The sequence below is a fragment of the Klebsiella sp. HN106 genome (assembly GCF_051209435.1).
Lineage (GTDB): Bacteria > Pseudomonadota > Gammaproteobacteria > Enterobacterales > Enterobacteriaceae > Klebsiella > Klebsiella oxytoca.
The window spans coordinates 38,432-61,704 of record NZ_JBLURD010000002.1; the positions used below are offsets into that span (position 1 = coordinate 38,432).

18 protein-coding genes are annotated in these 23,273 nt (G+C 55.7%); 1 reads left to right on the forward strand and 17 read right to left on the reverse strand.

Annotated features, from left to right (window positions below):
* Window positions 1-39: 39 nt before the first annotated feature.
* From mukB to cmoM, 4 genes are read right to left on the reverse strand one after another with little or no spacing between them, the layout of a single operon-like run.
* Window positions 40-4,488, reverse strand: coding sequence for a chromosome partition protein MukB (gene mukB / locus ACSIPU_RS06740; protein WP_016808059.1), 4,449 nt, complete (start codon window positions 4,486-4,488; stop codon window positions 40-42).
* The gene (gene mukE / locus ACSIPU_RS06745) at window positions 4,488-5,192 is read right to left on the reverse strand and encodes a chromosome partition protein MukE (protein WP_004100725.1); all 705 of its coding nucleotides are present in this window, start codon (window positions 5,190-5,192) and stop codon (window positions 4,488-4,490) included. The genes mukB and mukE overlap by 1 nt, the downstream gene beginning before the upstream one ends.
* Window positions 5,173-6,495, reverse strand: coding sequence for a chromosome partition protein MukF (mukF, locus tag ACSIPU_RS06750; protein WP_004111885.1), 1,323 nt, complete (start codon window positions 6,493-6,495; stop codon window positions 5,173-5,175). Before mukF ends, mukE begins: the two co-directional genes overlap by 20 nt.
* Before the next feature lie 3 nt (window positions 6,496-6,498).
* A complete protein-coding gene (gene cmoM / locus ACSIPU_RS06755) occupies window positions 6,499-7,278 on the reverse strand; it encodes a tRNA uridine 5-oxyacetic acid(34) methyltransferase CmoM (protein WP_004100721.1) in 780 nt (259 codons plus the stop codon).
* Between the two features lie 121 nt (window positions 7,279-7,399).
* On the opposite strand from cmoM, the gene elyC reads away from it, so the two are divergent.
* On the forward strand, window positions 7,400-8,179 hold the full coding sequence (gene elyC, locus ACSIPU_RS06760) for an envelope biogenesis factor ElyC (RefSeq protein WP_125286321.1): 780 nt from the start codon (window positions 7,400-7,402) through the stop codon (window positions 8,177-8,179).
* On the opposite strand, the gene ACSIPU_RS06765 is transcribed toward elyC, so the two are convergent.
* From ACSIPU_RS06765 to serC, 13 genes are all read right to left on the reverse strand, one after another.
* Window positions 8,156-9,049: a YcbJ family phosphotransferase gene (locus ACSIPU_RS06765; protein WP_004100717.1), complete on the reverse strand. Its 894-nt coding sequence runs from the start codon at window positions 9,047-9,049 to the stop codon at window positions 8,156-8,158. The two genes, elyC and ACSIPU_RS06765, sit on opposite strands and share 24 nt — an antisense overlap.
* A 143-nt stretch (window positions 9,050-9,192) precedes the next feature.
* Window positions 9,193-9,939 (reverse strand): 3-deoxy-manno-octulosonate cytidylyltransferase, encoded by a 747-nt coding sequence (gene kdsB, locus ACSIPU_RS06770; RefSeq protein WP_004100715.1) that lies wholly within the window; start codon window positions 9,937-9,939, stop codon window positions 9,193-9,195.
* The gene (ycaR, locus tag ACSIPU_RS06775; protein WP_064373610.1) at window positions 9,936-10,118 is read right to left on the reverse strand and encodes a protein YcaR; all 183 of its coding nucleotides are present in this window, start codon (window positions 10,116-10,118) and stop codon (window positions 9,936-9,938) included. The genes kdsB and ycaR overlap by 4 nt, the downstream gene beginning before the upstream one ends.
* A 52-nt stretch (window positions 10,119-10,170) precedes the next feature.
* Entirely contained in the window at window positions 10,171-11,400 is a 1,230-nt protein-coding gene (locus tag ACSIPU_RS06780; RefSeq protein WP_142477939.1) for a winged helix-turn-helix domain-containing protein, read from the reverse strand.
* Between the two features lie 46 nt (window positions 11,401-11,446).
* On the reverse strand, window positions 11,447-12,427 hold the full coding sequence (gene lpxK, locus ACSIPU_RS06785) for a tetraacyldisaccharide 4'-kinase (protein WP_004100710.1): 981 nt from the start codon (window positions 12,425-12,427) through the stop codon (window positions 11,447-11,449).
* Entirely contained in the window at window positions 12,424-14,172 is a 1,749-nt protein-coding gene (gene msbA / locus ACSIPU_RS06790; protein WP_004100709.1) for a lipid A ABC transporter ATP-binding protein/permease MsbA, read from the reverse strand. Before msbA ends, lpxK begins: the two co-directional genes overlap by 4 nt.
* Before the next feature lie 36 nt (window positions 14,173-14,208).
* Complete coding sequence (locus tag ACSIPU_RS06795; RefSeq protein WP_142471844.1) at window positions 14,209-16,473, reverse strand: ComEC family protein; 2,265 nt, start codon at window positions 16,471-16,473, stop codon at window positions 14,209-14,211.
* A 215-nt stretch (window positions 16,474-16,688) separates the two neighbouring features.
* Window positions 16,689-16,976 carry an integration host factor subunit beta gene (gene ihfB / locus ACSIPU_RS06800; protein ID WP_004100704.1) on the reverse strand — a complete coding sequence of 96 codons (288 nt, stop codon included), beginning with the start codon at window positions 16,974-16,976 and terminating at the stop codon, window positions 16,689-16,691.
* A 150-nt stretch (window positions 16,977-17,126) separates the two neighbouring features.
* Window positions 17,127-18,800, reverse strand: a complete 1,674-nt coding sequence (gene rpsA / locus ACSIPU_RS06805; protein ID WP_004100702.1) for a 30S ribosomal protein S1 — start codon at window positions 18,798-18,800, stop codon at window positions 17,127-17,129.
* Between the two features lie 136 nt (window positions 18,801-18,936).
* Complete coding sequence (cmk, locus tag ACSIPU_RS06810) at window positions 18,937-19,620, reverse strand: (d)CMP kinase (RefSeq protein WP_004100701.1); 684 nt, start codon at window positions 19,618-19,620, stop codon at window positions 18,937-18,939.
* Window positions 19,621-19,791: 171 nt separating this feature from the next.
* A complete protein-coding gene (locus tag ACSIPU_RS06815) occupies window positions 19,792-20,559 on the reverse strand; it encodes a M48 family metallopeptidase (protein WP_196558055.1) in 768 nt (255 codons plus the stop codon).
* Window positions 20,560-20,706: 147 nt separating this feature from the next.
* Entirely contained in the window at window positions 20,707-21,990 is a 1,284-nt protein-coding gene (gene aroA, locus ACSIPU_RS06820; protein WP_004100699.1) for a 3-phosphoshikimate 1-carboxyvinyltransferase, read from the reverse strand.
* A 72-nt stretch (window positions 21,991-22,062) separates the two neighbouring features.
* Entirely contained in the window at window positions 22,063-23,151 is a 1,089-nt protein-coding gene (gene serC, locus ACSIPU_RS06825) for a 3-phosphoserine/phosphohydroxythreonine transaminase (RefSeq protein WP_032727993.1), read from the reverse strand.
* Window positions 23,152-23,273 lie beyond the last annotated feature (122 nt).

Consider the following 23,273-nt stretch of genomic DNA (forward strand, 5'->3'; position numbering starts at 1 on the left):
GCGACATCATGTCGCCCTTTGGCTACTTATTGTACAAGCTTATGAAGCATTAGCCGTTCCCGGCAGCGTTTCAGGCAGCTGCGGCGCGAAGCCACGCAGACCTACTACATGCACATGCTCGTGATTGTTCACCACTTTACGCACCAGTTTGTAGGTGGTGCCTTTTTCCGGGCTGATATTTTCCGGCGCTGCGATAATTAGCTGCATCTCCAGTCGATCGCACAGTTCGAACAGCGTGGCGATAGAACGGGCATCCAGACGCGCGGCTTCATCGAGGAACAGCAGGCGGCACGGCGAAATATCCTTGCCGCGCAGGCGCATGGATTCATCTTCCCAGCTCTGCACCACCATAACCAGAATCGACATCCCGGTACCGATAGCCTCACCGGTCGATAGCGCACCGGATTCAGCGCGCAGCCAGCCGTCGGAACCGCGGTTAACTTCCACTTCCATCTCCAGATAGTTGCGGTAGTCCAGCAGCTCTTCACCAATGGTCTGCGGCGTACGCTGCCCCATATCAATTTGCGGATTCAGGCGCTGATACAGCTTCGCCAGCGCTTCCGAGAAGGTCAGACGATTGCTGTTGAACAAATCCTGATGCTGTTCATGCTGCTCGGACAGCACGTCCAGCAGCATCGAGTGGGTTTCCCGCACGTTGACGTTCAGCCGCACGCTGTTGACCTGGCCGAAGGAGACGCTCTGCAGCCCCTGGTTGAGCATGCGAATACGGTTCTGCTCGCGCTGGATTGTCTTGCGGATGATGTTGGCCACGCTGCGAGAGCTGATGGCCAGCTTCTGCTCGCGGTTGGTCAGCTCTTCCGTCAGTCGACTAAGTTCAATCTCCATCTGCTCAATCGCTTCCACCGGATCGTCGGTACGGATAATATCCTGGCGGATACGCTCGCGCAGATGCTGATAAACGGCGACAAAGAACTGGATTTTGCGTTCCGGGCGTTTCGGATCTTCCGAAATACGCAGCACATCGCGCAGGTGTTCGTTATCAGAGACCGCCAGACGCAGCGCCCCGAGCGCCTTATCCGACATTGAGCGCAGCTCATCAGCCGAAAGGTAGGCCAGTTCGCGGCGATGCAGACGACGCTCCACGCCGTTGTCTTTCACCAGGCGCATGACCGCGCACCAGCCGGCTTTGGCGCTGACCACCTGTTCGCGCATTTCGCAGTAATCACGCTCCAGCTTGCGCAGCCTGCGGGTCAGGTTATCCATTTCCGCTTCGCAGAAGGTCAAGGCTTTTTCAAGCTGGTTACGCCGCGCGCGGTTGTTGCTGAGCTGAGCATGAAGCTCATCGCGACGCAAACGGGCGCGCTCTTCGGCGCCGGCGTCGGCGCGTACGCCAATATCCTGCAGCTCTTTATGCAGATCGTTGAGCAGCTCTTTTTTGGTGTCGTAGGAGCTTTTCAGCGATGCCAGCACCTGGTTGTACTGATTGAGCTGCGCGGCGTGGGTACGCAGCGCTTCGCGGGTGCGGGCGCGCTCCGCTTCCGCCTGCTCCAGGCGCTGGCGCAGCTTCTCGTTCAGATCGCTATTACCGCTGAGCATCTCTGCGGAATCAGAGTAGCTAAAGTGGGCGCGACGCTGCACGACTTCGGTCAGCGCAAACGCCTGCTGACGCGCATCGCGCTGAGTCTGCTGCGAGTACGCGTAATCTTCTTTTAGCTGTTCAAACTGCTCCGGGTCGCTCTGCAGAACGGAAACGATCGGTTCCAGCTTAGCCAGCTGGTTACCATACTGCTGCACAAAGCGCGCGGCCTCCTGCGCTTCGTCGAGCCGCTCCTGGATTTCATCGACGCGATCGGCCAGCGAGTCGTCGGCCAGCAGATTCAGACGTGGCAACAAGCGGTTGAGCGCGGATACACCCTCTTTCGCCTGCTCATACTGCACCCGGTTCTGCTGGTTATCGCTCTCATGGGCGGTCAGCGCCCGCTCCAGCTCGCCGCGACGAGTATTCAGTTTACGGATTTCTTCTTCCGGGTCGTCCTCAAAGGCCACCGCCAGATGGTTACCGATAAAGCGGCTGAACGCCTGATGGAGGCGCTGGGTTTTCTGCACATCAAACGACAGGGTCGCAAAACGCTCGGAGAGGCTTTCACGCTCGGCGTGCAGCGTTTCAACGCGGCTTTCACGCGCGGCGCGGCCAAACAGCGGCAGCGTCGGGAAGCGTGAATAGCGCCACTGACGATCGGCAATCTTAACGACAACGGCTTTTTCCAGCTCATCGACGCTAAATACGCTGTCATCAAACGACTGCGGATCGCCCTCGATCAGGTAGAGATCTTCGGGGCAATCTTCAAGGCCTTCCAGCTGCTCGGCAATCAGCGACAGATCCGGTACCACAATAGCGTGGCGGGAAGGGCCGTACAGCGCCGAGTAATACGGCGCATCATCGAGGCTAACGTCATCATAGATTTCCGACAGCAGTACGCCGCCAAAGCGTTCCGCCAGCGCGTTCAGGCGCTGATCTTCTGAACCGCCCGGCTGGCTAAGGCGCTCGATTTCATCATCGATTGCGCGCTTGCGGGCGCCAACTTCGTCGCGCTCTACGATAGCTTCGCGTTCACGCTCCAGCAGTTGCTGGAGATATTCGGTAACTTCCTGGCTCGACTCAAACTGCTCGCCGCTCTGTTCGCACAGCTGATTGAGGCTGTTCTGCGCCGCCAGCCAGATGGGCGCACGGCGCATCAGCGTTTGCGTCCGCGTTTGCAGCTGTTCCAGCTCCTGACGCAGGGTCATTCGCCGTTCGCTGGCGGAGGAAACGCTGTCGGAAAGCGAGGCTATGCGGGCTTCCAGCTCCTGATGCAGGGCTTCCAGTTCGTCGATATCGTAACGTTTGCCCTGACGCTTACAGAATTCGTTCAGCTGGCGTTCAGCATCCTGCTGTTCACGCAGACGCTGTTCAAGTTCCGTCAGGCGACTGCGCAACCCGTGCGCCTGCTCTGCCTGGTGGCGTTGATTAACGCCTTCGCGCAGCAGCTCGCGCGCCACGTCCCAGGCTTCATTACGCGCCAGCGGACCGTTGATCTCCACCACCAGCTGGTATGCCTGTTCAAACTGGCTATGCGCAGTTTGCGCCACGCTCATTTTCTGTTCCAGCGACAGCATTTTCTCCGTCGCTTCCTGCTCTTTCGCCTGGAAAGTTTCCAGCCACTCGTCGGCGCTCTCCGGGGTTAAATCCGGCAGATGGCAAAGCGCTTTTGCTCTTTCCAGCGCCTGCAGCGCCTGGTTGTACTGAATCGCACGGGTCTGCTGCACGTCCAGCGCCTGCTGGTAGTCGGCAAGCTGGTTTTTCAGCTCATCCACTTCCAGCTCGGCGGCTTCGGCGCGGGCTTCGTTCTCTTCCTGCTGGTCAACCGCTTCCGCAACGACTTCATTTTGCTCTTCGAGGCGAATCTGCAGTTCATCAAGATCCGCCTCATAGCGCTCGATTTTTTCCTGCTGGCGCAGAGCGGTCTGCACCAGGTTCAGATGGTCGCTGGCGGCCTGATAATCAGCTTCCAGATCGCCTTCCGCACCGTTATGTTCCTGTAGCTCGCGGGCCATATCGACGTGCTTATACTGTTCAGCCGCGAGCTGAGCGCGGGAGCTGAACAGATCGCGGCGATACTCCAGCGCTTTGTCGAGATGAATGCGTCGCTCGTTCGCGTGGCGCATATAGTCGGCGGCAACGTAGTTGGTGGCTTCGCTGATCAGATGTTTGAACAGGTCGCGATCCGACTGCGTTACCCGAATCGCTTCCAGGGTCATGCGGTTTTCACGCAGCGCCGCTTCCATATCCTGGAATGCTTTACGCACGCCGCTGTTTTCCGGCAGCAGGTAGTCGCGCAGCGAGCGGGTAATGGTGCTTGAAATGCCGCCGTACAGCGACGCTTCGATCAGGCGATAGTACTTGCTACGGTCGGAAGCTGAACGCAGGCGGCGAGCCACCACGCCCAGATCGAACATCAGCGAGTGATACTCGGTAATAGAGTTAAACTGCTTGAACTGTACCCCTTCCATCGCTTCGAGCTTATCTTTCAGCTCGTTGAGCGTCACCACGCGCGCCTGGCGCTCGTTAAGGGTTTCGGTCAGCAGCTGAGTCGGCTGGATGGAGGTAGGCAACCCCTGAATCGCAAAAGGCTTGATATCAACTTTACGATCGCGACCGGCGACCTGCTGTAGGCGTACGCCAACCACCACTCGCTGGTGGCGAGAGTTAATGACGTCCAGCACCGAGTAACAGACGCCTGCGCGCAGCTTACCGTGAAGCCCTTTATCTCGCGAGCCGCTGGTGGCCCCGGCTTCCGTAGTATTACGGAAATGCAGCAGCGTCAGGTCGGGGATCAGCGCGGTGACGAAGGCCGCCATGGTCGTGGATTTACCGGCGCCGTTACCGCCGGAAAGCGTGGTCACTAATTCATCAAGATCAAAGGTGCGGGCAAAAAAGCCGTTCCAGTTAACCAGCGTCAGCGAGCGAAATTTACCGCGTTCAATCATTACTCTTCCTCCCCGCTATCCGGCTGATTCTCTTCATTCTCATCATTAAGCTGCAGACGATTTTCCAGCGCCATGGCTTCACCGTCACGGATCATACGCAGCTGCGCTTCGCGCGGGTCGTCACCGGCGCGCACGTCGGCGCCGAAGCGAAACACCGATTCGGTGATGCGGAATTTGCTGCTGTCGTGGCCCATAAACCACACCATGCCGAGGCGGCGCAGGCGGTTGAGCGAAGCGCGCATTTTTTCCTGCAGCTTCTGGCGGTCAAGGTCGGAGCCGGTCGAACGGTTATTGACCAGCTTCAGCAGCTTGGCTTCGTCCGCCAGGGTCAGCAGCTCGTCGTAAAGCTCCTGCTGGGTGAAGATGCCTTCATTCGCCAGGCGCTCCGGACTGAGGTAGAGATAGCAAAGAATTTTGCCCACCATCATATCCAGCTCGGAGAGCACCGAGCGCGGGATCAGCGTGGTCGAGCGCGGGCGTAGATAGAAAAACCCCTCCGGCGCGCGAATCAGCTCGACGTTGTAGCGAGCATAAAACTCTTCCAGGTAATCCTGAAAATCCATTAAAAATGCGTGATTATCCAGCTCGTCAAGGCCGATATGACGGCCCGCGCGCAGGGCGCTATCCAGCGCCGGAAATAACGGATTAGCCAACGCTTGCGCCAGTTTAACCGGCATCACTTGTTCAATATTTGTCGATGACATGCGCCTGTACCTTGGCTCCGTAATCATTAATCGGCTGCCATTTTGCCGGCAGTCCGGTGAAATCTGCTTGCGCTACGCCCAAACGTACCGCCTGGTCGACAACAATGCGCGCGACATCAAAGTGGCGAGCGCGCGGATACTGCGAAAGATATTCGCGTACCACCAGACCAAGATCCAGCGGCAGTCCCTTCTCTTTATAGACCGCCAGCTGACCTTCAATCAGCGCTGCCAGCTGTTCGCGAATTTCGTTAAACTCTTCGTACTCCAGATCCGCCGGAAGTTCTCCGGTAACCTCTTCATCATGCAGCGCCATCTCTTCATCGCGCATATCAAGCAGACGATCGGCATTCGCATGGGTGAGCGCCCAGGGAGCGTCGAAGTAAGTCTGGACCGACTGGCGTAAACGCTGCGCGAAGACGCGGTTTTTATCCATATCGATAGCGGTACGGATAAATTTATGCACGTGGCGATCGTAACCGATCCACAGGTCTATCGCCTGCTGACCCCAGCTGACGATGCGGTCCAGCTTGCTTTGCAGGTCGAACACCAGACGATCGATAAAATTCAGATCGTCGCGCGCCATGGTCGAGTCCTGAATACGCAGTAGGTTTGCCTGCAGCTTATCGCCCGCCGCATCCAGAGTATCCTGCAGCTCGCGCAGGGTGCCGGACGTTTCCGACAGCAGCAGCTCGCAGCTGGAGATCGCCGCCCGCCAGTCTTTATTCAGCAGCTGGGCAATATCATCTTTCACCAGCTGCTGCTGCTCATCCATGATCCGCTGGGTCAGATCGATACTGTCGAAAATTTCCGCAACCGAGTACTTCAGGGGAGCGAAAACGTTACGATGCCAGTGGAACTCATCGCCGCCCTCTTCTGCCGAGTCGGCGGCGCGCTTGAGTTCGCCGGCAACGATGGAGAGCTGCATCGACAGGCGCAGGGTGGAGAACTCGCGCTGACGAATATAGTAATCGGTGATCCCGATGCCCAGCGGCGTCAGGCGATAAATAGCGTTACCCTCGGTGATTTCGCTGGTAAAGCGGTTCAGCAGACGCTGGCGCACCATATCGTTAATGGCATTATTGGCGCGCTGGCTGATGGTTTCGCTGGTCTGCTCAAACGCATCACTGACGTGGCGGAACGCGTCCACCAGTTCTCCCTCGGTCATTTCCCCTTCCATCCGCTCGCCGTTCAGCGTGGCAATCGCCAGCAAAAAAGAGAGTCTGTCGACCGGCAGCGAAATAGAAAAATCATTTTTTCTGGCCCAGGCAACCAGTTCGGGGACTGTCTGGGAAAATTCACTCATAGTTTATCCTTGCATCTGCGGCTTAAGCGCGGTGACGTGAATATAACGGCCTAAGCTAATATACGGCTCCTGGCGACAGTAGCGCGTTTCCAGCTCCAGCAGCGCCGCAAATTTGTCGTGCTGTTGGTGTTTTTCACGCAGATAATCATGAAACACCCGCACGCCGGTCTTGCCGGTAATCTGCCAGCCAATCTCTTCCAGCCAGCCGTAAACCTGCTGCGGATCGCGCGGATAGTCCGGCGACAGCGTGCGTTTTTTCTTTTTCGGCATGCCGATTTGCACATAGTCCAGATTGCCGGCGACCATATTGTGCATCAACAGGCCGTTAGCATTGTAGAACATCAGCGATAACGCGCCGCCGGGGCGCAGCATCGACCACAGCGTACGCAACATCGCCTGTGGTTCGGCTACCCATTCCAGCACCGCATGAAACAGTATCAGATCGACCGGACTTTCCAAATGCTGCTCAATATCCTGAGCCGCGCATTGTACAAAATGCATGTTGTCGATCACACCTTTATCGGCAGCCGCCTGCCTGGCGCGAGCCACCATTTCACCAGAGAGATCGCATAACGTGACGTGATGGCCCATTTCCGCCACTTTGATCGCCGTTTGCCCTTCGCCGCCGCCCGCGTCAAGAACTCGCAATGGCCCAGGCCCCATCTGGTTCAGCAGCGGTTGTAGATCCTGCCAGAGGATCGCCTGCCGCAGCTGGCCTTTGGTGGTGCCGTATATATTGCGCGAAAACTTTTCAGCAATATCATCGAAATTACGATCCTGCACGGGTGACTCCACAAGCCAACACAAAGCCGCTATTTTGTCATACCCGCGCGGAGAATGAAGCGATCTGTTGTAAGATCCGGGTATATCTTTGGTTATATGGTTAAAAAAGGAACCATTGGGCATGCTTTTTACGCTGAAAAAGGTTTTAGGCGGCATGATGCTGCCGCTTCCCCTGCTGCTGTTGCTTATGGCGGTCGGCATCGCCTTGCTGTGGTTTAGCCGTTTCCAGCGCACCGGCAAGCTCTGCGTCAGCTTCGGCTGGCTGCTGTTGCTGCTATTAAGCCTGCAACCGGTGGCCGATAGTTTGCTCAAACCGATTGAAGATAAATACCCGACGTGGCGGGGAGAAGAGCGCGTACAGTACGTCGTCGTACTGGGCGGAGGATACACCTGGAATCCAGCCTGGGCGCCCAGTTCAAATCTCATTAATAACAGCCTGCCGCGGCTGACGGAGGGCATCCGCCTGTGGCAGGAAAATCCGGGAGCCAAAATGATCTTTACCGGCGGAAGAGCGAAGACCAACCCGGTAAGTTCTGCGGAAACCAGTGCCCGGGTAGCCGAGACCCTGGGCGTACCGCGCAGCGAAATTATCGTTCTCGATAAACCCAAAGATACCGAAGAGGAAGCCGCCGCGGTGAAAGAGGCGGTTGGCGATGCGCCTTTCCTGCTGGTCACTTCCGCTTCACATCTGCCGCGGGCGATGATTTTCTTTCGCCGCGCCGGGCTGGCGCCCTTGCCCGCCCCGGCCAACCAGCTGGCGATTGAGTCACCGCTCAACCCATGGGAGCGGGCAATCCCCTCGCCGGTCTGGCTAATGCATAGCGATCGGGTTGGTTACGAAACGTTAGGTCGCATCTGGCAGCGACTGAAAGGATCTTCAGGCGAGCCAGGGCAGGATTGATTTAGCCGCCAGATCAAACCGGACGCGGTCAAAGCGTCCGGTATTGACCAGATTATCCACTTCATCCCACAGCAGATACAGCCAGCGCCGCCAGAGAAACGCTTCCGCTACCGGCGCCCGGCGGAGATAGTGCCACAGCAGCTGCTCTTCCTGGCCGCTATCAACCAGACGGAATAGCTCATATTCACGCGGCGCCCAGAGCATCATGCCCGGACCTACCATCGCCAGCAGCTGATCGCTGCGCGGATCTTTAAGCATGCTGCGCAGCGTGAAGCTACCGTGGACCAGCACGCAGTTATCATTGAAATCCTTAAACAAATCCATAAGGCATTCGCGAGTGCGGAACAGAATGCGTTTGTCCTGCATCGTCAGGCCGGTATCCTGATAAAGGTTCAGCGTGCTCCATAGCACCTCTACACGCTGGCGGTACCAGTATGGCCAGAGATTTTCCTGAGTGCTGTCGACCATCCCGACGCAGCCGCCGCTATCCTGACGGTGCCAGGCCAGCAGCGCTTCAACAATCTGCTCCTGTAGCTGTTCCCAACGCTCCGGCGTACGGGCGGGGGCTTCTACCGAAACGCCGCGCAGTCGTTCGATCAGCAGTACATCTGGGCCCGGATGCTCTTCGTGCGTCATTACGCCGTAGACCACCGGCATACGGACAGTACCGCTTCGCGCGAGGGTTGATATCTTCCACGCCAGCTGACGCGCCACGCCCGGCGTCGTAAAGCTGCGCGCCAGCAGCGGCATTGGGTTTCCCTGCGCATCATATAGCGACCACAGCGCCGACGAGGGTTTCTCGCTGACGCACTCCACGCGGCTTAGTTTTTCACCCAGCAGGTGGCTCAGCTCGGTACGCAACTGTTCCATTTCTGATTACCCCTATGAACACTACTGGTTTCATAATGAGCGCCTGTGCCGGGGTTGTCATCGGGTAAGATCAAAATTGACGTAAAAAAGTATGGAAAAACGGCCTGAAGATATCCCCTCCTGGCGGAGGGGATGGAGGGAGATTAACGTAGCTCCGCGCGGACGCGTTCCAGATCTTCCGGCGTATCGACGCCTGTACCGGGAACCACTTCCGCCACCGCGACATGGATTTTCTCGCCGTACCACAGCACGCGTAGCTGCTCGAGCATCTCGATCTGTTCAAGCGGGCTTGGCGCCCAGCTAACATAGCGACGAATAAAACCGGCGCGATAGCCATAGATCCCGATATGACGCAGCAGCGAATCGCCGATAGCCTCGCGGGATTTAGCGAAACGATCGCGATCCCACGGGATGGTGGCGCGAGAAAAATAGAGGGCATAGCCAGCTGCGTCCATGACAACCTTGACCGCATTCGGATTAAACGCCTCTTCCGCATCGTGGATTGGCACCGCTAAGGTTGCCATACCGCTCGTGCTGGCAGCCAGATTCTCGGCTACCTGGCGCACGATGGCGGGCGGGATCATCGGCTCATCGCCCTGGATATTCACAATGATGGTGTCATCGCTGAAAGCGCATTTTTCAACCACCTCGGCCAGGCGCTCGGTGCCAGACTGATGATCTTCACGCGTCATGCAGACTTCACCGCCGGCGGCTTCAACCGCTCGGGCTACGTCTGCATGATCGGTGGCAACGATAATACGCTCGGCCCCGGATTCACGGGCGCGCTCAAGAACGTGGACAATCATCGGCTTGCCGTTGATATCCTGGAGCGGTTTGCCTGGCAGGCGAGTAGAAGCGAAGCGCGCGGGGATGATAACCACGAAACTCATGACTGGCTCTCTTCTACGGCAAGCGAACGGGCTTCGGTTTCCAGCAGTACGGGGATACCTTCACGCAGCGGAAAAGCCAGGCTATCGAGTTTGCAGATCAGTTCTTGCTTATCCTGGCTGTAATAGAGCTTACCGTTACAAACCGGACAGGCGATAATTTCAAGTAAACGGTGATCCATGATTCCTCCAGATGGACCGAATAGATTCTTCAGCAGCATATCATACGCTGGCTCAGGCGGCGTCAATTTCCCAACCCTGTTGCCGCCCGGCAAAAAGTTCTGCCGGCAGCTTCCCGCAGCTCACCCGTGTTGCCTCCTGCCAGAGGGCAAAATCATCAATGGCGCGTTTTAGCCCGCTCTCGAGTCCCGAGGTCACCTTGACCCCCTCCTCCAGCCACAGAGCGATAATTTCCAGAACGCCGGTTTTACGATGCATTTTGCTATCCATTCTGCCCACCAGCTTCCCCTGATGCAGCAGCGGTAATACGAAATAGCCATACTGACGTTTCGGCGCGGGCGTATAGCACTCCAGGCGATAGGTGAAGTTAAATAGCTGCTCAGCCCGCTTGCGATCCCACACCACCGGATCGAAAGGCGAGAGCACCGCGCTGTGGCTGGCGGCGAGCCTGCCGCCGGGTGAGGACTCCAGCAGCTTTAGCGCATCACGGTGAAGCCACATTTCCCCCAGGGTTTCAACGTTTACCGGTTTCACCAGCCCCTCATCCTGCCAGCTCGCCAGCAGTGGGGGTAGCGAGGGCCGACGTAGACGATAATAATCCGCCAGCCACTGCGCGCGGAAGATCCCGAGGCTGCGTGCGCTATTGCGTAACATAATGGCTTCGGCCTGCTCCTGAGAGAGGCCATCCCGCTCATCCTCCCAGTCCGGCATGACCCGCTGCGTGAGATCGTAAACGCGCTGAAAGTTGCGCCGCTCGATAACCATCAGCTCTCCAGCGGTAAATAAACCTTCAAGATGGCGCTTATGCGGTTTCCATTCCCACCATCCGCTGGCGCCCTTACGCGGATGTTCAAAGTCTGCCGAGCGAACCGGGCCATTTTCGGCAATATGGGCCAGCAGTTCCTGAATGGCCGGAGCGTGCTCGGTCATCCATGCGATATGGTATTTCCAGCCCATTTTATCCGGCGTCAGCATACGGTGACGCACCAGTGAAAAGTCGCTGCGCGGTAAGAAACAGGCCTCATGCGCCCAGTATTCCATCAGTTCACCGGCGCGAAGCGCCTCATCCAGCCAGCGCTGCGGATAGTGGCCAAGGCGGCTGAAAAGCACCAGATAAGGGCTGCGGGCAACAACGTTGATGGTATCGATTTGCAGCAGGGACATCTGCTTAATGGTTTGCGGAACATCCTCGGGTTTGGCGCGACGGCGGGGCTTTTTCAGCAGCCCCTGCGCGGCCAGGTGAAGATGGCGAGCTTCTTTAAGCGAGAGGGACAATACCGGCATGCAGCTTCTCCGTAAAAGGTTCCGGCGCAGGCGGTGATAAGCGAAATTAGCGCTGCGCCAGCGTCACTAAATCCGTGAGCAGGCGCTGTGCGCGCTGGTCAGTCATTATCGCGTCGACCGGTAGATACCACCAGTTTGCCTGCGCAAAGTCGCGGCACTTCACCGCATCTTTTTCGGTCATCAGCAGAGTTTGCTGCGGCGCCGCCAGCGCGGCGACATCGCTCTGCGACAGAGCCTGATGATCGGCCAGGGAGATGGTTTTCACCGGACGTACGCCGCAGCTCTCGAGGGTGGCGAAGAAACGCGGCGGATGGCCGATTCCTGCCATCGCCACCACGTTGTCCAACGCCGCCGCATCCCGGCGTTCACCGGTCAGCAGATTCACCGCCAGCCCGGGACGAAGCTGCATAGGTATCTCTCCCGGGCGGGCGAGACCGCCGTTAACGATAACCGCATCCACGCTGCGCAAACGCGAAGCGCGCTCGCGCATAGGACCCGCAGGCAACCACCAGCCATTACCAAAACGACGTACGCCGTCAATCACCACAATCTCTTTGTCACGCGCCAGCTTATAGTGCTGCAGACCATCATCCGTGACGATAAGCTGAAGATCGTTGGCAGCGAGCAGCGCCTGAACCGCATCGCTGCGTACCGGCGAGACGGCAACCGGCGCGCCGGTACGCTGATAAATCAGCACCGGCTCATCGCCCGCTTCCCCGGTATGCGTATCCACATTAAGCAGCAGCGGATAGCTCGCGGCTTTTCCGCCGTAGCCGCGTGACACCACGCCGACGCGAATACCGCGCTGCTGAAGCTGTTCCACCAGCCAGACAACAACCGGCGTTTTACCATTGCCGCCGGCGGTCAGATTGCCAACCACCACTACCGGCACCGGCGCTCGCCACACTTTTCGCCATCCCAGTTTATAGCTTAGCCGTATTAATCCGCTCACCAGGCCATAGAGCCAGGAGAGCGGAAGCAGTAGCCGCCATAAAGGCGATTCGCCGGACCAGATGCGCGCAATCATGCGCCGAACTGCATCTTATGCAGCTGAGCGTAAACGCCCTTATGTTCAAGCAGATCGGCATGGCTGCCGCGTTCAACGATCTGGCCATCTTCCACTACCACAATTTCGTCAGCCTGCTCAATCGTCGAGAGACGGTGAGCAATAACCAGCGAGGTGCGGTTTTTCTGCAGTTCGTCCAGCGCCGCCTGAATGGCGCGCTCTGATTCGGTATCCAGCGCCGAAGTTGCTTCATCAAGGATCAGAATCGGGCTGTTGCGCAGCAGGGCGCGAGCGATAGCGATGCGCTGGCGCTGGCCGCCGGAAAGCATAACGCCGTTTTCACCGATAATCGTATCCAGGCCATTGTCCATTTTATTGATAAAGTCCATGGCATAAGCCATGCGAGCCGCTTCTTCAATCTGCTCGCGGCTGTACTCTTCGGTTCGGGCATAGGCGATATTATTCGCCACGGTGTCGTTAAAGAGATGGACGTTTTGCGACACCAGCGCAACCTGATCGCGCAGAGAGCTCAGCGTGTATTCACGCAGGTCGTGGCCGTCCAGCAAGATCTGCCCCTCATCAACATCATAAAAACGCGTAATCAGGCTGGCGATGGTAGATTTACCTGACCCTGAGCGCCCTACCAGCGCCACGGTTTTCCCTTCCGGAATATTGAGGTCAATATTGCGCAACGCAGCGACTTCACGCCCCGGATATCTGAAGGTAACGTTTTTAAATTCGAGGTTGCCCTTCGCACGTTCGATAACCCGCGTGCCTTCATCTTTCTCCTGCTCGGAGTCAAGAATAGCGAAAAGCGTCTGACAAGCGGCCATCCCGCGCTGGAACTGTGCGTTGACGTTAGTCAGCGATTTTAGCGGACGCATCAGCGCGATCATTGAGGAGAAGACAACGGTAATTGTACCAGCCGTTAACGTCTCCATTACGCTCGGGAAGCTTGCCGCATAAAGTACGAAAGCCAGAGCCAGGGAGGCGATTAGCTGGATAATAGGGTCAGAAATTGAGGACGCGGAGACCATTTTCATCCCCTGCAGACGCATCTTGTTGCTGACTTTATCAAAGCGCTTGGTTTCGACGGCCTGACCGCCAAACATCAGCACTTCTTTATGCCCTTTCAGCATCTGCTCTGCACTGGTCGTCACCTGGCCCATGGTGTTCTGCATATTCTTGCTGATATTACGAAAACGCTTCGAGACCACGCGAATAGCAATAGACACGATCGGCGCCAGAACGATCAGAATCAATGACAGCTGCCAGCTGTAATAAAACATCATCGCAAACAGGCCAATAATCGACGCGCCTTCACGCACGACGGTAATCAACGCACTGGAGGAGGAAGAGGCCACCTGCTCCGAATCATAGGTAATACGTGATAGCAGCGTCCCGGTGGACTGCTTGTCAAAGAATGCAACCGGCATTCCCATCATGTGGCTGAATAAACGACGGCGCATCGTCATCACGACTTTGCCGGACACCCACGAGATGCAGTAGCTCGAAACGTAGCTGGTGATGCCGCGCAGAACCATCAATCCGATCACCACCAGCGGCATCCATATCAGCACCGAGCGATCCGTTTTACCAAAACCATCATCCAGTAACGGTTTAAGAAGCGATAGCATGAAGGTATCACTAGCCGCGTTAAGCACTAACGCTACCGCTGCAACGATTAGCCCGGGTTTAAACGGCGCTATAATCGGCCAGAGTCGGCGGAAGGTCTGCCACGTGGAAAGATCTTTATCGTTCTGCATTCAATAAACCAGCTTGTGTTGAAATAGCCGCATATTCTACCCGTTCTGAACGTTCCCGCCAAACCACTGATGATACCATCGCGGTAAAAATTGATCCCGTAAGCTATGGATTTGCCAGCCATCCGCGGAAAAAATAACCGTAATTTGCCCCTGATGCGGCGTGTCGAACCACTGATAATTCTGGTTTCGATAGCGCTGTTTCACCTTGGTTGACGGCATACGCCATGCGTTATAGCGGGAAGCAGAAGCTAGCGCAGCCTCCCCGCCAACGCTGCGCAACAGGGCGGTCCCGGACGACGTATTACTGCCGTGATGGGGAACCTGGATAAGTGTAGACGCAAGATGTTGCCAGTAGTGGCTAATCATCGCTTGCTCCGCTGGCGTTTCGATATCCCCGGTGAGCAGGATACTGTGCTTGCCGTCATCAACACGCACCACGCATGAGCGATTATTCCCCTGCTTTGTCGCGCCGGGCAGCGGCCAGAACGCACGAAAGGTTAAACCTCGCCACTGCCAGATCTCACCGCGCTGGCATGCTAAATGGCCCGCCCAGCCTAAAGGGCTTCGTATCCATATTTGAGGCCATGCTTTTAACACCGAGTTGAGTCCCCCGCGGTGATCGAGATGCTCGTGGCTGAGTACGACGCCTTCCAGATGCAAGTGATGCCAGCGTAGCCAGGGGATGATAATCTGCTCACCGCTGTCACCCTCAGGCCAGGCGAGTCCGGTATCGTAGAGAAGGGCCGCGCCCTGGCGTTCAATCACCATAGCCAGCCCCTGCCCGACATCCAGCATGGTGACTCGCCATTCGTTAGTAGCCGTACTCCGCCAGAATGGCCAGCTTAATAGCCCGAGACATGCTAAACAAAACGCCGGCAACGTGCGCCACGCATGAAAACGCCAGAGAATTAACGCCGGCCACGGCAGCAGGCTTATCCCAAGCCAGCGAGCATCCAGCTCGAGCCAGCCGGGCGGCAGCTGCCGCAGGAACCCGAATAGCGCCGCCAGGATACGGTCTGCTGATTGCCATATCACCATCTCAATGGTGAGCGGAGCACAGAGGTGTAAAAACATGGCGGTCAGAATCAGCGGAACAACGATAAAAGTCACCAGAGGCACGGCAATCAAATTCGCCAGCACCGACGTTAAGCTGATGCCGTGGAAGAGAGCAATCTGTAAAGGTGCAAGTAAAAACATCAAGCCGATCTGCAGATGACATAACGCGAGGCTTTGGCGCAGCAGCCAGCACCTTTTACCGCCAGGCATCGGGGCCAGCTGATACCAGAAGATAAGCGCCGCAACGGCAAACGCCGATAGCCAGAGGCTTTCTGACAACGCTGCCAGCGGATCGGCAAACAGTATTGCACCAATGCAGCAGAGCCATAGTTGCCATGGCGACCAGCGTTTCCCGGATAGCCGCAGCGCGCAGCCAACGATCAGGGCAACACAGGTGCGCAGCGCGGGCGGCTGCATTCCGGTTAGCCAGGCGTAAAAAATAGCGCTCGCCAGGCCAGTAAGCAGCGGCGCCCGCCAGCCCAGCCAGCGGCACGGAAGAAAGAACTGCAAACCCCTTAGCAGCAACCAGCCCAGAGTGGCTCCTAACGCGATATGTAACCCTGAGATCGCCATCAGGTGCGATGTACCGGTTTCCTGCATCAGGATCTTTATCTCGCGAGGGATCGCCAGACGTTCCCCCATGCCTAACCCCAGCATCACCGATTGCCAGGGCAGTTCCGCCAGGGTTTGATTGAGCGAGGCCAGATAACGCGCTCGTACACTACAGTTTCGCTCGCGAACTTCAGCGCTGATAAAGCGTCCGGTTAACGGACGATGCTGTGATAGCGCATAGCGCTGGCTGTCAAACCCGCCTTCGTTGAGCTGACCATGTACCGGACGCGCGCGTAGCGTCATGGCCCAAACCTGCCCTGCACAGGGCGGTTCAGGCAAATAATTACCGTAGAGGCTTACCCCTGGCGCGGGAAATAGCCGTCGCCCATCCAGACGGACAATTCTGCCCTGATGAGTTGTCTGCCCATCTGTTGCGGTCAGCACAACCTCAACCTGACGATTCCCGTTTGTTAACGTCTGTGTCGGCCATAGGGCCTGGCGAGCGCTGAGTACTCCCCAGACAAAAAACAGCGTTATCAATGCCGCGTATTGCGCAGCTCTACGGCGACATTGCGCAATAAGCAGCACCAGCAGCATCAGTCCCCAGGTAACCGAACGCCCGGGCAAATCGGGCAACCAGAGCAGCGGCAGAATGCCGATAATTACACAGCCAGCAAGTTGTGGTAAACGCATTAGCACCTCCCTGTCAGAGGGAGTGTTGCGCTAAATGCAGAAAGTGTCTTTGAGGACTGAAAAGAAGTGGATTGCGCGATCCAGAGAACTTTCTCTGTTAACGCAAAAGAACTGACGTTTTGCGAGGCAACTTCCAGTACAGCTTTAAAGGCATAAAAAAAGCACCCAAAGGTGCTTTTTTAACGTTTAAGTATGTTGTCGCCGCTCAGCGAAACTTACTCTTCGTAAATATTGGCGCGGTCGCGTAATTCTTTGCCCGGCTTAAAGTGGGGAACGTACTTACCTTCCAGTTCAACTTTATCGCCAGTTTTTGGGTTACGCCCGGTGCGGGGTGCTCGATAATGCAGAGAGAAGCTGCCGAAACCGCGGATTTCAATGCGCTCGCCTTGAGCAAGCGTTGAGGCCATATGCTCCAGCATTTCTTTAACAGCATCTTCCACTGCTTTCGCAGGAATGTGAGATTGCTGGCTGGCAAGTCTTTCTATCAATTCTGACTTGGTCATTATTCCTCCGGTTTCCTTCAAGGCAAAATTAGCTAACAGCTTAAACAAGGGCGGCCGTAGCCGCCCTTTGTGCTTGATTACAGGACGAATCCTGCAATCTGTCAAGTAAACTCGTCATAATTCAGGTTGTTGTAACCCGAAAGACTAAGATTACTCGCCTTTAGCTGCTTTGAAAGCTTCAGCCATTGCGTTGTTGGAGAAGTTTGCATCTTCCTGTTTGTTAACAGTTGCGATGGCATCTTTCTCATCAGCTTCGTCTTTCGCACGAACAGACAGGCTGATTGCACGGTTCTTACGATCAACGCCGGTGAATTTAGCTTCAACGTCGTCGCCTACGCTCAGAACCAGGGTGGCATCTTCAACGCGGTCACGGGAAGCTTCAGAAGCGCGCAGGTAACCTTCAACGCCGTCAGCCAGTTCTACGGTTGCGCCTTTAGCGTCAACTGCAGTCACTTTACCGTTTACGATTGCGCCTTTCTTGTTCAGTGCAACCCAGTTGTTGAACGGATCTTCTGCGAGCTGTTTAACGCCCAGAGAGATACGCTCGCGCTCTGCGTCAACCTGCAGAACAACTGCTGCGATTTCGTCGCCTTTTTTGTATTCACGAACTGCTTCTTCGCCTGCAACGTTCCAGGAGATGTCAGACAGGTGAACCAGGCCATCGATGCCGCCGTCCAGGCCGATGAAGATACCGAAGTCAGTGATAGACTTGATTTTACCTTCAACACGGTCGCCCTTGTTGTGGGTTTCCGCGAACTGCTGCCATGGGTTGTTTTTGCACTGCTTCAGGCCCAGGGAGATACGACGACGTTCTTCGTCGATATCCAGAACCATAACTTCCACTACATCGCCAACGTTAACAACTTTGGACGGGTGGATGTTTTTGTTGGTCCAATCCATTTCGGAAACGTGAACCAAGCCTTCAACGCCTTCTTCGATTTCAACGAAGCAGCCGTAGTCGGTCAGGTTGGTCACGCGACCGGTCAGTTTGGTACCTTCCGGATAACGTTTAGCGATAGCTACCCACGGATCTTCGCCCAGCTGTTTCAGGCCCAGAGATACACGAGTACGTTCGCGGTCGAACTTCAGCACTTTAACAGTGATTTCGTCGCCAACGTTTACGATTTCGCTCGGATGCTTAACGCGTTTCCATGCCATATCGGTAATGTGCAGCAGGCCGTCAACGCCGCCCAGATCAACGAATGCACCGTAGTCAGTGAGGTTCTTAACGATACCTTTAACTTCCATGCCTTCCTGCAGGTTTTCCAGCAGCTGATCGCGCTCTGCGCTGTTTTCGGATTCGATAACGGCACGACGAGAAACAACGACGTTGTTACGTTTCTGGTCCAGCTTGATGACTTTGAATTCAAGCTCTTTGCCTTCCAGGTGCAGCGTGTCGCGCACCGGACGAACGTCTACCAGGGAGCCCGGCAGGAACGCACGAATACCATTCAGCTCAACAGTGAAGCCACCTTTAACTTTGCCGTTGATAATACCGACTACAGTTTCAGCGTCTTCGTAAGCTTTTTCCAGCGTGATCCAAGCTTCGTGACGTTTAGCTTTCTCACGGGACAGCAGGGTTTCACCGAAGCCGTCTTCTACTGCATCCAGAGCAACGTCAACTTCGTCACCAACCTGGATTTCCAGCTCGCCCTGGGCGTTTTTGAACTGCTCTGCCGGAATGGCAGACTCAGATTTCAGACCGGCGTCAACCAGTACTACGTCTTTGTCGATAGCAACAACAACACCACGAACGATGGAACCCGGACGGGTTTCGATTGTTTTTAAGGATTCTTCAAATAGTTGAGCAAAAGATTCAGTCATGTTTAATCTTCAGGTTTCATATTTAACGTCCACCAGGCTCCATGCCGGATGGGGTTGTTTAACATACCCGCTAACAGTCCGTTGCTGCGGGGTACTGCTATAATTCGCAGGCTATTGTGCTTTATCGACGATAAGATTAAGCGGAAGCCAGTTTTTCGCGCGCATATTGTAGCGCTTTTTCAATCACTTGCTCAATGTTTAGTTCTGTGGAATCAAGAACTAAGGCATCGGCAGCCGGGATAAGCGGCGCCACTGTACGATTGCGATCGCGGTCGTCGCGCTCTTTTATCTCGGATAAAAGGCGATCAAAGTTAACACTAAAGCCCTTCTCCTGCAACTGAAGCATGCGGCGATGCGCACGTTCTTCCGCGGAAGCGTCAAGGAAAATTTTCACCGGCGCATCGGGGAATACCACGGTTCCCATATCGCGTCCGTCAGCGATCAAACCGGGCAGCTCACGGAAGGCTCGTTGACGGCGCAGCAATGCCTCGCGCACGCGCGGAAAAGCGGCGACTTTAGAGGCCGTATTGGCCACATCCTGAGTGCGGATTTCCGCGCTAACGTCCTCCCCCTCCAGAATGACTTCCAGGCTACCATCAGTGGAGACAAAACGGACATCAAGATGCGCGGCCAGCGGCACCAGCGCCTCTTCGGATTCAACATCAACATGGTGATGCAGCGCAGCGAGAGCAAGAACGCGATAAATCGCCCCAGAATCCAACAGATGCCAGCCCAGCGTTTCTGCCATTGCCTTGCATAACGTGCCTTTGCCCGCACCGCCAGGCCCATCAATGGTGATTACCGGAACTGTTGCCGTCATCTTTTTCTCCTTTAGCAAGGCGCATAAATATATAAACGCCGCGCATTATACGCATCTCTTCGACGGAAAGTGAGCATTGGTTGTAAATTACGGATAACTGGAAATCTAATGCGGAAGAATTGTGCAATTATAGCGGGCTGATGGAGCATCAGCCCGGAAGATGAGGCAGTTTTACTTTTTATCTTCCGCGATACGGTCGCGGATATGCTGCGCGCGTTCAGCTGAAGGCGGGTGTGAATCGAACAGAGATTTACTGTGGCCGGCGTCAAGGCTGGCCAGTTTGTCGAAGCTGCCCACCAGCCCCTGAGTGCTGATGTTGCGCTTTTTCAGCAGATCGTAGGAGAAATCATCAGCATCGGACTCTTGAGAGCGGGAGAAAGCGGAGTTAATCATTCCCTCTGCGATATCGCCCAGCTGAGATTTAGACAAACTTGCAGCCGCTCCGCTGGTGGCTGAAATTGCATCACGCGCGGCAATGGTCGCATAGGCGGTTTGCATCGCTTTGCGCGAATGTCCCAGCGCTACGTGACCCAGCTCATGGCCCAGAACCGCTTCAACTTCATTATCGGTCATCATGTCCATCAGGCCGCTATAGACGCGGACGCAGCCGTTGGCCATTGCCCAGGCGTTGACGTCTGATGTCATGTAAACCTTATAGGTTACCGGCGTGCCGTTGATATTATTTCCTAACGCTTTGGCAATTTTATTCAGACGCTTGGTGTACTTACTTGAAGCGCCGGCCTTTTTATTTTCGCTATCCATTTGCTTACAGGCATCGTCGGAAAGCGCTTTGACTTCAGAGTCAGAAAGCGTTGCCGCTTTGTAGGCCGTCATCCCTGAACTTACGAGGGCGTTGGTGTCCACCCCCTGCATATTTTTACAACCTGCCAACAACGTGGCGGAAACCGCTAAAGCCAGCATTACTTTTGTATTTCTCATATCAATCATCCATTGATTAGCATATTAAATGCTTATAAATCCTGTATTTACAAGCAACCAAGGCTAGCATTTAGTTTTCCGCCCGACAAGCAGACATAAAAAAACGCCGACCCAAGGGTCGGCGTTTTCACCTAAAATTCGCGTGATTCAGGCCAGCGTACTGATTCGCGCCAGCTGTTCGAAGTAGTCCGGGAAAGTTTTTGCCGTACACTTCGGATCAAGGATGGTGACCGGCGTATCGGAAAGCGCCACCAGCGAGAAACACATTGCCATACGATGGTCGTTATAGGTGCCGATTTCAGCGAACTGGAGCTTCGCAGGCGGAGTGATGCGGATGAAATCCTCCCCTTCTTCAACTTCAGCTCCCACTTTACGCAGCTCAGTGGCCATAGCAAACAGGCGGTCAGTCTCCTTGACGCGCCAGTTATAAATATTGCGCAGAGTCGTGGTGCCTTTGGCGAACAGGGCGGCCGTGGCGATAGTCATCGCGGCATCCGGGATATGATTCATATCCATATCGATGGCGTTCAGTTCGCCGCGCGTGCAGGCGATATAATCATCGCCCCAGGTAATGGTTGCGCCCATTTTTTCCAGCACATCGGCAAACCGAATGTCGCCCTGCACGCTATCGCGGCCAATACCGGTGACTTTTACCGTCCCGCCTTTAATGGCTCCGGCGGCGAGGAAGTAGGATGCCGAGGAGGCGTCGCCTTCAACCAGATAATCGCCCGGCGAGCGATAGTGTTGATTGCCGCGCACGATAAATCGCTGATAAGACTGATTTTCAACCTCAACGCCAAAGGTTTTCATCAGGTGCAGCGTAATATCAATATAAGGTTTGGATACCAGATCGCCTTTAATCGCAATGACGGTATCCTGAGGCGCCAGCGGGGCGGTCATCAGGAGCGCGGTCAGAAACTGGCTGGAAACGCTGCCGTCCACTTCAACCTGTCCACCGCTGAAACCACCGCGCAGGCGCAGCGGCGGGTAATTCTCCTGCTCCAGATAATCAATCTGCGCCCCGCCCTGACGCAGCGCGTCAACCAGGTGACCAATCGGCCGCTCTTTCATTCGCGGCTCGCCGGTTAGCACAATATCGTTACTCCCCAGACATAACGCCGCCGCCAGCGGACGCATAGCCGTTCCGGCATTACCGAGGAACAGTTCTAATGCTTCAGCCGCGTGCAGTGGGCCGGCGTTACCGGTGACTTCACAGCGGGTACGGTCGGAAGACAGGGTGTAATGAACTCCCAGCGCGCTCAGGGCATTCAGCATGTGGCGTACATCGTCGCTATCCAGCAAATTGGTCAGCACCGTCGTGCCGCGGGCCAATGCCGCCAGTAGCAAAGCACGGTTAGAAACACTCTTGGACCCGGGCAGGTTAATTGTGCCATCTACGCGTGCGATGGGTTGTAACGTCAGGGATTCCATTAAACTCAACTCTCAAACAAACAGAATAATAACCCCGCAGACGAGCTGCGGGGATGAAAAATACGACAGCGATTAGCCGTGACGGCGTTCGAAGTCCTGCATAAAGTCGGTCAGCGCCTTCACGCCCGCCAGCGGCATGGCGTTATAAATGGAAGCGCGCATGCCGCCCACTACGCGGTGGCCCTTCAGCGCATGCAGACCAGCGGCAAACGACTCTTCGAGGAACAGTTTATCAAGCGCGCTATCGGCCAACTGGAACGGCACGTTCATGCGCGAACGGTTCGCCGCAGCGACATCGTTGCGATAGAAACCACTGTTATCGATGGTGCTATACAACAGGTCGGCTTTCTGCTGGTTGATTTTATCCATAGCGGCAACGCCGCCCTGCTCTTTCAGCCACTTAAACACCAGGCCGGAGAGGTACCAGGCAAACGTCGGCGGCGTGTTAAACATAGAGTCATTGGCCGACAGGATGGAGTAATCAAGAATCGACGGGCAGGCTATGCTGGCTTTACCCAGCAGATCTTCACGCACAATAATCAGCGTCAGACCTGCAGGACCGATGTTTTTCTGCGCGCCTGCGTAAATTACGCCATAACGGCTTACGTCAATTTCACGAGACAAAATAGTCGAGGAGAAATCCGCCGTCACGATGACATCGTCGCCAAAATCAGGCGTTTCTTCAATGGCAATACCATCGATAGTTTCGTTCGGGCAGTAGTGCAGATAGGCCGCGCCCGGAGTCAGCTGCCATTCGCTCATCGGTTTAACCGCGCGCTGGCCGTCAACGGTGATTTTGGCGTCAATCACGTTCGGTTTGCAGTATTTATGCGCTTCTTTAACCGCGCTGGCTGCCCAGTAGCCGGCATCAATGTAGTCGGCAACGGTTTTATCACCCAGCAGGTTCAGCGGGATACCAGCAAACTGTCCGCGACCGCCGCCGTGACAAAATAAGACTTTGTAATTGGAAGGAATATTGAGCAGGGAGCGAAAATCCTGTTCCGCCTCTTCAGCCACCTTGATGAACTCTTTACCACGGTGGCTGATTTCCATCACCGACGTCCCCAAACCGTTCCAGTCGCAAAGCTCCTTTTGCGCCAGTTTGAGGACATCCGCCGGCAGCATTGCCGGGCCTGAACTGAAGTTATAGACCTGAGCCATTTCCCCTCACCACTTGCTATGTTATTTACCCGCGAACCGTCGCGGGCATAAGTTATTCCTGTGGCTATCGGTTTTATCATTCAGTGACACGCACCGCAATGGCTAAAACTGAGCCTGGGGGA

Coding starts and splice junctions, on each gene's coding strand:
- elyC (WP_125286321.1), top strand. CDS start 7,400: ATGCTTTTTACGCTGAAAAAGGTTTTAGGCGGCATGATGCTGCCGCTT.
- ycaR (WP_064373610.1), bottom strand. CDS start 10,118: ATGGATCACCGTTTACTTGAAATTATCGCCTGTCCGGTTTGTAACGGT.
- ACSIPU_RS06815 (WP_196558055.1), bottom strand. CDS start 20,559: ATGAGAAATACAAAAGTAATGCTGGCTTTAGCGGTTTCCGCCACGTTG.
- mukB (WP_016808059.1), bottom strand. CDS start 4,488: ATGATTGAACGCGGTAAATTTCGCTCGCTGACGCTGGTTAACTGGAAC.
- aroA (WP_004100699.1), bottom strand. CDS start 21,990: ATGGAATCCCTGACGTTACAACCCATCGCACGCGTAGATGGCACAATT.
- msbA (WP_004100709.1), bottom strand. CDS start 14,172: ATGCAGAACGATAAAGATCTTTCCACGTGGCAGACCTTCCGCCGACTC.
- serC (WP_032727993.1), bottom strand. CDS start 23,151: ATGGCTCAGGTCTATAACTTCAGTTCAGGCCCGGCAATGCTGCCGGCG.
- cmk (WP_004100701.1), bottom strand. CDS start 19,620: ATGACGGCAACAGTTCCGGTAATCACCATTGATGGGCCTGGCGGTGCG.
- ihfB (WP_004100704.1), bottom strand. CDS start 16,976: ATGACCAAGTCAGAATTGATAGAAAGACTTGCCAGCCAGCAATCTCAC.
- lpxK (WP_004100710.1), bottom strand. CDS start 12,427: ATGATTGCGCGCATCTGGTCCGGCGAATCGCCTTTATGGCGGCTACTG.
- mukF (WP_004111885.1), bottom strand. CDS start 6,495: ATGAGTGAATTTTCCCAGACAGTCCCCGAACTGGTTGCCTGGGCCAGA.
- mukE (WP_004100725.1), bottom strand. CDS start 5,192: ATGTCATCGACAAATATTGAACAAGTGATGCCGGTTAAACTGGCGCAA.
- ACSIPU_RS06795 (WP_142471844.1), bottom strand. CDS start 16,473: ATGCGTTTACCACAACTTGCTGGCTGTGTAATTATCGGCATTCTGCCG.
- kdsB (WP_004100715.1), bottom strand. CDS start 9,939: ATGAGTTTCGTGGTTATCATCCCCGCGCGCTTCGCTTCTACTCGCCTG.
- rpsA (WP_004100702.1), bottom strand. CDS start 18,800: ATGACTGAATCTTTTGCTCAACTATTTGAAGAATCCTTAAAAACAATC.
- ACSIPU_RS06780 (WP_142477939.1), bottom strand. CDS start 11,400: ATGCCGGTATTGTCCCTCTCGCTTAAAGAAGCTCGCCATCTTCACCTG.
- ACSIPU_RS06765 (WP_004100717.1), bottom strand. CDS start 9,049: ATGGAACAGTTGCGTACCGAGCTGAGCCACCTGCTGGGTGAAAAACTA.